Here is a 13217-nt window from a genome sequence, read left to right as displayed (position 1 = left end):
GGATCAGAAGACCGAGTGCCACATGCGGCTGAAGAAGCCGCGCTGCTTCGAGCCCGGTGCCACACTGCGGTCAGGCAGAAGGCCGCGATTGCGCAGGAGGTTGTAGCTGTAGCGGTACCACTGGCTGTCGGGATAGTTATAGCCGAGAACGGAAGCCGATTTGCGCGCTTCGTCCACCAGCCCGAGTTCGAGACTGACTTCGACGATACGTTCGAGTGCTTCAGCAACGTGGTTGGTGGTCTGGAAGTCGGCCACCACGCGCTGATAACGCCCAAGAGCAGCCTCGTAATTATGCTGCTGCTCGTAATAGCGCCCGACGAGCATTTCCTTGCCCGCGAGATGGTCGCGGCAAAGATCGATCTTGAGCTGGGCATCGCGCGCATAGGCGGTCTGGGGGAAGCGCGTCACGACTTCCTCAAGAGCGTTCAGTGCCTCGATGGTGCCCTGCTGGTCACGCTGTACTTCGGCAATCTGCTCATAATAGCAAAGCGCGCGCAGATAATAGGCATAAGCCGCATCGGCACTGGTGGGATGCAGCAGAAGATAGCGTTCGAGCTGCTGGACCGAGAGCGCATATTCGCCCTGCAGGTAATAGGCATAGCCTTCCATCAGCTCGGCATTACCGACATAGCCCGAATACGGGTAGTTCTGCTGGAGCAGTTCGAATTCGCCACTCGCTAGGGTGTAGCGCTTCGAATGCAGGGCATCGATGCCGTAATTGTACAGGGTTTCGGCGCTGGCCACCTTGGGGGCCTTGACCTCTTCCTTGTTGGAAAAGAGCGAGCATCCGCTCAGGAGCAGAAAACTGCCTGTCATCAAGGCGCTAATCAGGCGCTGACGCGCTGATACAGGAGGGACGTTACGTTCTGTGTTCTGGTGCATGCCGACTCTTCCACTGACGAACGGTCTTATATCACGCCTGACAATTCGCGGAAGACCTGCGCGCACCGGATCGTTTCTATGATGCAAGACCTTTAACCGACCTCGAAAAGGCCGGATCTTTCGTCTGCAGGTTTCAGGCGGTAGCGTGGGCCAGATTGTGACTGAGGGCGTCGTCGCCGACGAGGCGCCAGTTCTCGCCTGAAGAAAACAGCGCGCGCAGCAGGCGGTTATTCAGCCCATGCCCCGACTTGTGTCCCATGAAACCGGCCTTGAACGTGTGTCCGGCGAGATAGAGATCGCCGACCGCATCCATAAGCTTGTGACGCACGAATTCCTTGGGGTGACGCAAGCCCGCTGGATTGAGAACCGTTGCGCCTTCCACAACGATCGCATTATGCAGCGATCCGCCACGTGCCAGACCCATTTTCTGAAGCGCGTCGATTTCCTTGCGCTCGACGAAAGTACGGCAGAAGCTCACCTCCTGTCGAAAGCGCTGGACTGTGAGCGGCATGGCATGACGCTGGCGACCGATCGCCTCGACATCGAAATCGATGGACATCGCAAGCGCAAACCCCGTACGTGCAGGGCGAAGTTCGGCAAAAGCACCGTTCGCATCTTCCACATGAACCGGGCGGAGCACTTCGACGATGCCGCGTGACGCATCCTGCTGAAGCGTTCCCGCGCACTGGATCAGAAAATCGAATTCTGCGGCTGATCCATCGAGCACGGGTGTTTCCGGCCCGTCGATTTCGATCCGGACATTATCGATCCCGTTGGCATGAAGAGCAGCCATGAGATGCTCGATGGTTGCTACCCGTATTTCGGGTGCATCGGCATGGGCAATGACTGTGCTGAGACGTGTGCAGACGACATTGTCGTACCGGGCCGGGATAGGCTTCGAGCCGGGACAGTCGATACGCTCGAAGACCACGCCATGATGGACCGGGGCCGGATGAAGCGTCATGCGTACCGTGTGGCCGCTATGCAGCCCGACACCCACGCAGGTGATGGATTGTTTCAGCGTCGATTGAAGCGGATTTTTTGCAACGCCGTAAAAGCGTGTGGTCTGGTCGGGGGTGGCTTGGAACAGGGGAGGAGGCACAATCAATGCTTTGAACGGTGTTTCGGCCGTGATCTGCATGATAATGACTCTCCCCGATAGCCGGTCACAAAATTCCGGATCCGAAGAAAGCTCTAGCCGCTTAGAGGCAGGGCAGACCAGTCAATGTTTATTGCCATTCATTACGGCGTAAGTGCCTGAAACCAAATGTAATTTTGGTTTCAAGCTGAGGTCCTGTCAAGGCTTCAGCGCCCCTGGTCGCGTCTCAGGAAGGCGGGGATATCCAGACCGTTCTCGTCACCGCTGTCGTGGCTCGACACCGGACGCGACGGTTCTGCACGCTCGACCACGGTGGGTTCGTTGCGCGGAGCCTCTTCCTGAGGGGCAGCATGCGTCTGTGCCGGGCGACCGCGAAGTGCGCCCGTCACGATGCCGAACAGGCTGCGCGGCTGCGATTGCGGCTCGGGGGCAGGGCGCTGGCCCTGATCCGAGAAAAGACCGGAACGCGGTGACGGTGCAGCCTGCGGCGTGTGTTTCGCAGCCTGAGGCGGTACGGAATGGGGCGAAGGCGCTGCAGCGGCCTGTCCCTGCGAATCCGTTGTGTACTGGGGCTGCTGACGCGGCACCGAGGCGTAGGTGGAGGCAGGCTGGAAGGGCTGAGCGGTGTTGCCCTGATTGAGTTCTGCTCCCTCTGGCGCGACAGGCGCCTCCTGAGCGGGTTCGGCAGGGGCTTCAGCGGCCTCGGGGTCGGGCGCACGGCTGCCATCGATGCCTGTGGCCACGACAGAGACGCGAATACGCCCGTTCAGTGTCGAATCGATTGCCGAACCCCAGATGATTGTCGCGTCGTCTGCCACTTCCTGACGGATGCGCTCTGCGGCCTGATCGACTTCGTACAGGGTCAGGTCGTCGCCACCTGTGATGTTGATCAGCAGGCCACGTGCGCCGGACATGGACGAATCGTCGAGGAGCGGGTTGGAGATGGCACGGTTGGCAGCTTCAAGCGCGCGATCCTCGCCCTCTGCCTCACCGGTGCCCATCATGGCTTTGCCCATCTCGGCCATCACCGTACGGATATCGGCAAAGTCGAGATTGATCAGACCCGGCGCAAGCATGAGGTCGGTTACGCCGCGCACGCCCATATACAGCACTTCGTCAGCCATCTTGAAGGCTTCGCGCAGGGTGGTGTGCATGGTGGCCATGCGAAAGAGATTCTGGTTCGGAATGACGATGAGCGTATCGACATATTGCTGAAGCTCGGCGATTCCGGCCTCGGCAACCTTCTTGCGACGCGCACCCTCGAACCCGAAAGGCGTGCTGACAACGCCCACGGTCAGGATCTTGCGGTCGCGCGCCATCTTGGCGATGACAGGCGCCGCACCCGTGCCGGTGCCGCCGCCCATGCCCGCGGTGACGAACACCATATGGGCGCCATCGATATGACGGCTGATTTCGTCTGCGGCCTCTTCAGCGGCTGCCTTGCCGATCTCGGGTTTTGCGCCTGCGCCCAGTCCCTGGGTGAGATGCGGGCCCAGCTGGACACGACGTTCGGCACGCGAGCCGGCCAGTGCCTGGGCATCGGTATTGGCCACGACGAACTCGACGCCCTGCAACTGCATCTCGATCATGTTGTTGACGGCATTCATGCCGCCTCCACCCACGCCTATAACGGTAATGCGTGGAGAGAAATCGGAATAATTATATTGCGGGGCAGTAAGATTTAGCGTCATGGCGTAATCCGGATAGGGCTGAAATCAGTCCCTGGAATCTAGGAGTTATGACTGAAGAGCGTAACCTTAATAGGTTAGTTTTTCCTCAGGTGCGACCCCTAATGAAATGAACGAGGCGCTTTAACATGCCATTCGGGCGTGGTTCGGGGGCATCGGCGTCGTGAAAACTGCGATCGGCGCCGGCTACCCAGGCAAGCAGACCCGACGCCGTCGAGAAGCCCGCCGAGTTTGCGCCGATTTCAGGCAGACCCACAATGCCGAGCGGTCGGCCCAGACGCACCGGGCGGTCCAGAATACGGGCTGCCATGGGGCCGACACCATCGAGCAGCGAGGCACCGCCGGTCAGGACCACGCGTTCGCGGCCTGTCCTGCTGAAACCGGCATCGTCAAGACGGTCTCGCACGAGTTCGAGCGTTTCCTCGATACGCGGCCGGATGGCCGAGACCAGTCTTGCACGCGACACTGTCGTCAGTGTGCCGGGGGCTTCGCCGATTTTCTGGAGCGTGATCAGCTCGCTGCTGTCTTCGGCAGAAAGCTCTGCAGCGCCGTATTTTGTTTTCAGCCGCTCCGCCTCATCCAACGAAGTGGAGAGCATACCGGCCAGATCGCGCGTTACATGCAGCCCGCCCACCGGCAGAAAAGCCGTATGGCGCAGCATGCCGTCACCGAAAACGGCGATGGACGTGGTGCCGCCGCCCATATCGACCACCGTGGCGCCGAGTTCGCGCTCATCGGCGTCGAGAACGGAAAGACCTGAAGCAAGAGAGGCGGAAACCAGCCCGGTCATTTTCAGTTCCGAACGCATCAGAACCGAGTCCAGTGTGCGTACGGCCGTCGTTGCAGCATCGACGACATGCAGGCGGGCGGTCAGCTGCTCGCATACCTGACCGCGAGGGTCGACGATCCCGTAGGTATCGTCCACGGCATAGCCGATCGGCAGGGTGTGAATGACCGTGCGCCCTTCGGTATAGGCGCGGGCCTGACCTTCTGCCACGACGCGCACCATGTCGCTTTCCGTGACGCCCTGTCCGCCGATGGGCATACGCGCATTGAACAGCCGGCTCTCCGGATGACCGCAGGAGAGATTGACCGCGATATTGTCCAGACGTCTGTCTGCAGCATCTTCGGCCTGACCGACCGTCGCGCGTATGGCCTGTTCGGCTTCCTTGAGGTCGACGATGTTGCCGTTACGGATGCCGCGCGACCGGCGCCAGCCATAACCGAGCACGCGTAATGTGCCGTCGGCTTCGCCACGCCCGATCAGGCAGGTCATTTTGGTCGAGCCGATATCGAGAACGCCGAAAACGCCGACGCGCCAGTTGCGCGGAACGGCCGGTTCGTCAGCGGGCGGCAGGGACAGGATGTGTTCTTCCGAACGCTCGTGATGTCTCTGGCCAGTACTCACCGGCAGCAGGGCACGGCTGCGTACGGTGCGCCTGCGCTTCTTGCGCGGTGTTTCCGGATCTGTAACCACGAGATCGTTCATTCTTCTGTCGATGCTCCATCTGAGGCGGGGGCAGGGCGGGGGCCGCCAGTCTTCGGTGCAGGATTACGGGCTTGTCTGTGGGCGGGATTATGCGCGTCTTTCGGGCCCGGTGCCGGAGTGGCACCGGTTGTGTCGGCAGTGCTGCCGTCATGCGCGGTGTCGCCCGGTTTCCCGTCGGTCTGCGCACCCGGCTGGCCTGTTCCATCGGGCGCAGGCGGCTGGTGGATAACCATACGATCGGGAAGACGCATGTCGATCGAGACCACAGGACGTTCCAGCAGGCGGAACTGCGCCTGATATTGCGCAAGCCGCGTCAGCGCGGCCTGTTCCTGTCCCTCGGGGAGAAGCACCGTCGCTCCGTCACGCAAGGTCAGGTTCCAGCGTCTCTGGCCCACACGCACGGCAGCCACGACGAATTCCTTCACGGTCGGATTGGCGGTAAAGGCATCAACAAGCGAGGAGGCCGCCATATTGGCCCCTTCTCCCACAACCAGAGGCAGGCGGATGAAAGCCTGACCGTTTTTGCCTTCAAGACCCTGATCGGGAACGCGCTCGCCCGCGCGGTTGATCAGGATGAATTGTCCATGATCCTGCCAGACGGCGATTGGGCTGCGTTCGGTAATCTTGACGACCACAGTATCGGGCATATGGCGCTCGACAGTGGCATGATCGACAAAGGGCAGGGCATCAATGCGGTCGCGTGCCGCCGCAACCGAAAAGCCGAAAATGGGTTGTCCCGTCGTCGTGCCGAGCGCCTTCATCAGGTCGTCTTCCGGCGTCAGGACACGGCCCTGAACCTGAATCGTCTTGATCTGGAAAGGGAGATAATGGACGAGTTTTGCGCGATAAGGCGCAAACCGCGCTTCTGATGCCGACAGACGCAGGGCCGATGCCGCGATCACGGCCAGAACGAGCAGAAACAGGAAAACCAGAAGCACACGCACGCCGCGCTTGTGCCGCCGCATGAACAGGACCAGTCTGGCCGGTCTGTCCTGCTGCACAGGGCCGCGATAGGAAGTGTCCGGTCGCCTGTTTTTCATGCAGCGCGTCGACCGCGCTGGGCCAGTGCGTCGCGCACGAGCCAGTCGCAGAGTTCGGGATAGCTGATCCCGCAATAGGCCGCCTGCTCGGGCAAAAGCGACGTGGCCGTCATGCCGGGTTGGGTGTTGACCTCCAGCAGGATCAATCGCCCTGTTTCCTCGTCATAGCGAAAGTCGGAACGCGATGCCCCGGAGCAGCCGAGCGCACGATGCGCGGCTTCGGCGCAGCGCAGAGCCTGCTCGAAAATCGCCTCGGGCACCTGTGCAGGCACATGATGAACCGAGCCACCCGGCGCATATTTGGCGTCGAAATCGTAGAAATCGCCGGTGGGGGAAGCGGCAACGATGTCGGTCACCGTGAGCGCACGATCGCCGAGCACGGCAACGGTCAGCTCGCGACCGGGAATATATTCCTCGACAAGTGCCTCGTTGCCATAAGCCCAGCTGGCGGCAATGGACTGTCGTCTGTTGCTGCCGCTACGCACGATTTCCACACCGAATGACGAGCCCTCGGCTATCGGCTTGACCACATAGGGGGTCGGAAGGGGATCGCCAGCGGCGAGTTCTTCCATCGTGACCACGCGGCCTTCGGCGACGGGCAGCCCTGCGGCGGCAAACACCCGGCGTGATGCCTCCTTGTCCATGGCGAGGGATGAGGCACGTATGGAGGAATGGGTATAGGGCAGACCGAGCCACTCAAGCACGCCCTGAATGGCGCCATCCTCGCCCAGCGGTCCGTGCAGGGCGTTGAACACGACATCGGGTGCTGCCTTGCGCAGTGCCTGAATCGTCTCCACCAGATCGGCACCTGCATCGACGCTGACCACGTCATGTCCGGCTTCGATCAGGGCCTGTGCCACGCCTGCACCACTGCGCAGGCTGACCGGACGTTCGCTCGAAATCCCGCCCTGCAGAACGGCAATTTTCAGGCTCATGAGTGTTCCCCTACAGGTCGGTTGCCGGGTCGTTTTCCGATACGCTTGATTTCCCAGTGCAGCGCAACGCCGCTATGGGCAAGGACACGATCGCGCACTTCATCGCCGAGTGCTTCGAGATCGCTGCTGGTCGCCGTGCCGAGATTGAGCAGAAAATTGCAGTGCTTCTCGCTCACCTGAGCCCCGCCCTTCGTCAGGCCACGGCAGCCGGCTTCATCGATCAGTTGCCATGCCTTGTGCCCGTCCGGATTGCGGAAGGTCGACCCGCCTGTGCGTGCCTTGACGGGTTGCGAGGCCTCACGCGCGGCCTTGATTTCGGTGATGTGCGCGCGGATCGCATCGGCGTTGCCGGGTTGAGCACGAAGGCGCGCGCGCAGAACGATCGCGCCCGGTGGCAGGCTGGCGTGACGATAGCTGAAAGCAAGATCGCTGTTGGCGAGGCGCGCGGTCGTGCCCCCCGGCAGCAGGATTTCGGCCCAGTCGAGCACGGCCTTGATGTCGGAGCCATAGGCGCCGGCATTCATCACCACGGCCCCCCCGATGGAGCCGGGAATGCCGGCAAGAAATTCGAGCCCGGCCAGCCCGGCAGCGGCAGCCTGCTCGGCAACGATCATGTCGAGCGCCGCTGCACCTGCAATCAGCCCATCCGGCTCGACGGTAATATCGGCAAAGCCACCCGCCAGACGCACAACCAGTCCATCGATACCGTCATCCCTTATGATGACGTTCGAGCAGGCCCCGAGCATGGTGACGGGCGTGCCTTCCGGCAGGGCCGCAAGAGTCTCGGCCAGATCCTGCGCGTCTTTGGGCACGAACAGCGCTTCCGCATTGCCTCCGGTGCGAAACCACGCACGCGGGCCAAGTGGGGCGTCGAAACTCAGTCTGCCACGCGGCGCAAGCTGGTGCAGTGCAGAGCTCATAATGTCTTGCCGTTCAGGGCTGCGAGCTGACCGGGCAGGGCATGCGCCCAGTTGGTGATCGTGCCGGCGCCGAGACAGACAACGAAATCGCCTGGCTTGGCGATGGCATTGATCATCTCTGCCAGATGCTCCGGTCCCGGGAGCGGCACGACGGAACGATGCCCACTTGCGCGTAGACCCTCGATCAGCGAATCGCGGCTTACGCCTTCGATCGGGGCTTCACCTGCGGCGTAGACATCGGTCACGATCACTGTGCCCGCATCGTTCATGCAGGTGCAGAAATCACTGAACAGTGCTTCCAGACGCGAATAGCGATGGGGCTGAACCACGGCGATGACATCGCGAGCACCGGCCTGACGGGCAGCGCGCAATACGGCTGCGATCTCGACAGGATGATGGCCGTAATCGTCGATCACCGTAATGCCGTTGAAATCGCCGCAACGTGTGAAGCGGCGTTTGACGCCACGGAAACCGGCCAGCGCCAGGCGGATGGTCTCGTCATTGATGTCCATCTCGCTTGCCACGGCGATGGCGGCCAGGGCGTTGAGCACGTTATGCTGGCCCAGCATGGGCAGGCGGAACGGCCCGGCACGACGGGTGGTTTTTTGCGTGCGGCTGGTAATCACCACCTCGAAGGTCGCACCCAGACGATCGGTAATGAGCTTGTCGGCGCGTATATCGGCCTGGGGGCTGAAGCCATAGGTCACGATGCGATGATCGGACAGGCGGGGAATCATCTGCTGCACGGCAGGATGATCGATGCACAGCACAGCAAAACCGTAGAATGGAATATTGGACACGAACTGGTCGTAAGCCGCCTGCATGGCCTCTGCCGTGCCCCAGTGGTCCAGATGCTCGGGGTCCATATTGGTGACGACGGCAATCACGGCAGGCAGACGCAGGAAAGAGCCGTCGCTCTCATCCGCCTCGACCACCATCCAGTCGCCCGAGCCCATGCGCGTATTGGTGCCATAGGCCTCGATAATTCCGCCATTGATTACGGTCGGGTCCAATTTGGCCTGTTCCAGAACACAGGCCACGAGGCTCGTTGTGGTGGTCTTGCCATGCGTGCCGCCAATGGCCACGGCCCAGCGCAGGCGCATGAGCTCGGCCAGCATTTCGGCGCGGCGCACGACAGGGATCAGCCTTGAGCGGGCGGCCACAACCTCGGGGTTGTCCTTCCTGACGGCTGTTGAGGTGACTACCACCTGCGCTGCGCCAAGATTGGCCTCGTCATGGCCGATGGCGACTGTGATACCCAGCTTGCGCAGGCGCAGCACATTGGCGTTTTCGCTGATATCCGACCCCTGAACCTTGTAGCCGAGCATATGCAGCACCTCGGCAATGCCGGACATGCCAATCCCGCCAATGCCGACGAAATGGATGGTTCCGATGGAGAGGGGAAGTGCGCGCATGAACCGGGCTTTCAGAGTAACGGTAAAAAACAGAAGTGCGTGAGATACGGATCAGGAAACAGGCGACCGGTAATCCGAAATACGGGCTTCGACAAGGTCGGCCAGCAGGCGGGCGCTATGCGGATGAGCGAAGCCTCTGGCCGCCTCCGCCGCCTTTGCCAGACGGTCCGGATCGTTGAGAAGCGTGCCGATGAAGGCGGAAAGGCTCTCGGTCGTGATGTCTTTTTGCCGGAACATCCAGGCGCCCCCGGCGTCGACCAGCTGGTTTGCGTTGGCGCCCTGTTCATCCGAGGCCGCAATTGGCAGCGGCACAAGAATGGAGGGGCGCCCTGCAATGGTCAGTTCGGCCACGGACGAACCGCCCGCCCGCCCGATGACAAGATGGGCCTCCCTGAGCAGCGAGGCCACATCGGCAAAAAAGGGTGAGAGCGTACAGGCGATCCCGGCAGCCTCGTAGGCTGCGCGCACTTCCGGGATGTCCTTTTCATGGACCTGCTGTGTGATGCGCAGTCGCGCCCGGAAGCCTGGAGGCAACAGGGCAAGCGCCTCGGGTATGGCGGTGGAAAAAAAACGGGCCCCGAGCGAGCCGCCCCAGATCAGGAGCTGAATGGCTTCTCCCGGCGGGGTGTAGGGTTCGTTCAGCAGGGCTTCTATTTCAGGGCGGACGGGCATGCCGGTCAGGGCTGTGGGCAGGCCGAGCGGAAGACGCGCTACCGTAGGATAAGAGGTTGCGATGGCACTGGCAAAGCGCGCCAGCATGGCATTGGCCTGACCCAGAACGGCATTGCCCTCATGCAGAATGACAAGGGGACGCTTTGCAGCCGGGAGGAAACGACTGCCGAGAATAGGGGGAACGGAGGGATAACCGCCAAACCCGATCACCGCGACTGGCGCGATCTCATTATGCAGGGTGCGCGCCTCCCAGGCGCCGCGCAGCAGGGAAATCATGCCGCGCAGTTTTGCGCCGATGCCTTTGCCGGCAACACCTGTGCCATCGAGCACATATTGCAGCCTGTCCCTGAAAATGCCGCTTGTTCTCTTGCCTGCACGCTTGTCCGTCATGAGCACCAGATCATGACCGCGCGCTGCGAGTTCTGTCGCCAGAGCCTCGGCAGGAAAGAAATGGCCGCCCGTACCACCGGCGGCAATGACGATGGGGCTTTTCATGAATTCTGTCCTTCACGCAGCGATGTCCAGTGGCCCTGTCCTGCAAAGCTGGAGCTGATCGGGCTGGCAGAGACCTGATGGCGTGTCAGGGCCAGAACCATGCCGAGTGTCAGGGCGATGGAGAGAGCGGACGAACCGCCATAGGAAATAAGGGGCAGCGTCATGCCCTTTGTAGGGATCAGATGCAGGGTCGAGCCCATGTTGATGAACGCCTGAAGCCCGAAACCCGCAACCAGCCCCGATGCCGCAGTGATCACGAACGGATCGCTCTCGCGCATCAGCTTGAGCAGCGTGCGTATGACGATCACCGCAAAGATCAGGATGATGAACAGGCAGATGAACAGGCCGTATTCCTCGCCCGCAACGGCGAAGACGAAATCGGCATGGGCGTCGGGAAGAAGGTCTTTCACGCGCCCTTCGCCCGGACCGCGCCCCATCATCCCGCCATTGCCGAAGGCGCGCAGGGCGGTGTCGATCTGATAATGATCACCCACATTCGGATGCAGGAAGCGCTCGACGCGCGAGCGCACATGAGGAAAGGCCACGTAGGCGCCTGCGAATGCCGCGATCATGGCACCCACACCTGCTCCGACGAAAACGATCGGCAGACCGTTCACGAAAAGCTGGATGAAAAACACCATGGTGATGACCGAAAGCATGCCGATATCCGGCTGCGATTTCAGCAGAAGCAGGATCAGCCCGAAACAGCCGAAGGCGATCAGCATGCCTGGAAAACGCACGGAGCCGAAAATGACCCGCCGTCTCTGCTCGGCAAGCAGCCAGCCCGTCACCACGGCGAAAAACGGCTTGAGGAATTCCGAAGGCTGGACCGACATCATGGGCAGGGCAATCCAGCGCCGTGCTCCCTTGATCTCCACACCATGAACAAGCGTCATGAATGTGGCCCCAAGTGCGATTACGCCACCGATCAGGGCAAGGCGGACAACAGCCGGGCGTGACAGGCTCGATACGCCGAGCACGACGCCCCCCGCAAGAAGCAGGAAGATGACCTGTTTGAGAATGAACATCTCGCGCGAGGCACCGATACGCACAGCCACGGCAGGACTGGCCGCAAGCATGAGAATATAGCCGAATGCAATCAGAACCCCGACGCAGCAAAGCGTCACGCGATCGATATTGCGCCACCAGCGCCCTATTCTGGACGTATCGACACGTGAGAGCCCTGCCATGTTTCCCTAACCCCTCGGCCCTACGGATCAGGGCGTTTCTGAATCGCTGAGACGAGTCAGGATATCGACAAAAGACGCACCTCGCGCCTCAAAACTTGCAAACTGGTCGAAACTTGCACAGGCAGGGGAAAGCAGAACGGTTTTCACATCCATTGCCCGTGCTGCCTCAAGCGCCGCCTGCGTCGCGGCTTCGAGCGTGACGCTGTTCTGTGTGGCCACACCGTGGGCCAGCAGGGTCTGTTCCAGAAGCGGCGCATCGCGTCCGATCAGAAATGCTTTGGCGATGCGTCCGAAAAGGGGCGCAAGCGCTTCGATCCCGCCGGATTTGGCCATGCCGCCAGCAATCCAGATCACCCTGTCATAACACAGAAGCGCTTTTTCCGCGGCTTCGGCATTCGTGGCCTTGCTGTCGTTGATGAAGCGTATGTCGTCGATCACACCCGCCAGAGCCTGACGGTGAGGCAAGCCCGGATAGGTCCTGATCCCTCGTGCAATGGCATCGTCATCCAGTCCCAGATGACGGGCCATGGCCTGGGCGACCAGCATGTTCTGCAGATTATGCGCGCCCGGCAGGGTTGTAGCATTGTTACCCGCAGCCACACCTGTCACAGCGCTCGCATCCTGTACGGAAATTTCCGCAACGCGCAGGCCGCGCCCGATCAGCTCATGCGCTTCCTTGCGGCAATAGGCATCATCGACACCGATAACGGCCAGATCTTGCGGAGTCATGTTGTCGAACACATGACGCTTGGCTGACGCATAGCCTGCCATATCGCCGTGACGGTCGAGGTGATCGGGCGTCAGGTTGAGCAGACAGGCGGTCGAGGCGTGATACCGGTCCAGACGTTCCAGCATGTAGGACGACATCTCGATTACATACACGCCTTCATCGGGCAGGAGCGGCAGGGCAAGCGAGGCTGTGCCCAGATTGCCGCCCGCCGCAACCGGCAGGCCTGCCCCTTCGATCATGTGAGCGAGCAGGGCGGTGGTAGTGGATTTGCCGTTCGTGCCGGTAATCGACGCAAAACGGGCGTGTGAGCCAGCTTTGCGTACAGCGCGATAAAGGATTTCCGCATCGGAAAGGATCGGTACACCGGCTGCACGCGCATGCACCGCAACAGGGTGGGGCGTGGGGAGGTGGTGGGGAATGCCGGGAGAGAGAATCAGCGCCTCGAAACCTGTCAGATCTTCCAGCGGCGCGGCCACAAACCGGCTTGTGCCAGCACAGCCGGCAAAGTCGTCCGGGCCCGGCGGGGCATTGTCGTCCCACGCCTGCACCTCTGCCCCCATCGAGAGCAGCGCCGTCACCACGGCACGGCCGTTGCGGCCCAGACCGACGACAGCAAAGCGCGATCCGGAAAAAAGATCGCTCGGAAAGGCGCCGTTCGTCAT

11 protein-coding genes are annotated in these 13217 nt (G+C 61.4%); all 11 read right to left on the bottom strand.

Annotated elements, in window-relative coordinates:
* Positions 1-3 precede the first annotated feature (3 nt).
* Positions 4-816 carry an outer membrane protein assembly factor BamD gene (locus NF685_RS06520; protein WP_252849087.1) on the bottom strand — a complete coding sequence of 271 codons (813 nt, stop codon included), beginning with the start codon at positions 814-816 and terminating at the stop codon, positions 4-6.
* A 199-nt stretch (positions 817-1015) separates the two neighbouring features.
* The gene (gene lpxC / locus NF685_RS06515) at positions 1016-2023 is read right to left on the bottom strand and encodes a UDP-3-O-acyl-N-acetylglucosamine deacetylase (protein WP_252849030.1); all 1008 of its coding nucleotides are present in this window, start codon (positions 2021-2023) and stop codon (positions 1016-1018) included.
* Positions 2024-2187: 164 nt separating this feature from the next.
* Complete coding sequence (ftsZ, locus tag NF685_RS06510; protein WP_252849029.1) at positions 2188-3672, bottom strand: cell division protein FtsZ; 1485 nt, start codon at positions 3670-3672, stop codon at positions 2188-2190.
* 85 nt (positions 3673-3757) lie between these two features.
* Positions 3758-5158, bottom strand: coding sequence for a cell division protein FtsA (ftsA, locus tag NF685_RS06505; RefSeq protein WP_252849028.1), 1401 nt, complete (start codon positions 5156-5158; stop codon positions 3758-3760).
* On the bottom strand, positions 5155-6198 hold the full coding sequence (locus tag NF685_RS06500) for a cell division protein FtsQ/DivIB (RefSeq protein WP_252849027.1): 1044 nt from the start codon (positions 6196-6198) through the stop codon (positions 5155-5157). The genes ftsA and NF685_RS06500 overlap by 4 nt, the downstream gene beginning before the upstream one ends.
* Positions 6195-7133, bottom strand: a complete 939-nt coding sequence (locus tag NF685_RS06495) for a D-alanine--D-alanine ligase (RefSeq protein WP_222547077.1) — start codon at positions 7131-7133, stop codon at positions 6195-6197. Before NF685_RS06495 ends, NF685_RS06500 begins: the two co-directional genes overlap by 4 nt.
* Positions 7130-8053 (bottom strand): UDP-N-acetylmuramate dehydrogenase, encoded by a 924-nt coding sequence (gene murB / locus NF685_RS06490; protein WP_252849026.1) that lies wholly within the window; start codon positions 8051-8053, stop codon positions 7130-7132. Before murB ends, NF685_RS06495 begins: the two co-directional genes overlap by 4 nt.
* Positions 8050-9468: a UDP-N-acetylmuramate--L-alanine ligase gene (murC, locus tag NF685_RS06485; protein ID WP_252849025.1), complete on the bottom strand. Its 1419-nt coding sequence runs from the start codon at positions 9466-9468 to the stop codon at positions 8050-8052. Before murC ends, murB begins: the two co-directional genes overlap by 4 nt.
* Before the next feature lie 51 nt (positions 9469-9519).
* Complete coding sequence (gene murG, locus NF685_RS06480; protein WP_252849024.1) at positions 9520-10635, bottom strand: undecaprenyldiphospho-muramoylpentapeptide beta-N-acetylglucosaminyltransferase; 1116 nt, start codon at positions 10633-10635, stop codon at positions 9520-9522.
* On the bottom strand, positions 10632-11825 hold the full coding sequence (locus NF685_RS06475; RefSeq protein WP_222547081.1) for an FtsW/RodA/SpoVE family cell cycle protein: 1194 nt from the start codon (positions 11823-11825) through the stop codon (positions 10632-10634). Before NF685_RS06475 ends, murG begins: the two co-directional genes overlap by 4 nt.
* A gap of 27 nt (positions 11826-11852) precedes the next feature.
* Complete coding sequence (murD, locus tag NF685_RS06470; RefSeq protein WP_252849023.1) at positions 11853-13217, bottom strand: UDP-N-acetylmuramoyl-L-alanine--D-glutamate ligase; 1365 nt, start codon at positions 13215-13217, stop codon at positions 11853-11855.

The organism is Asaia lannensis NBRC 102526 (assembly GCF_024054035.1).
Taxonomy (GTDB): Bacteria; Pseudomonadota; Alphaproteobacteria; order Acetobacterales; family Acetobacteraceae; genus Asaia; species Asaia lannensis.
This window is presented reverse-complemented; position numbering and strand designations above follow the sequence as displayed.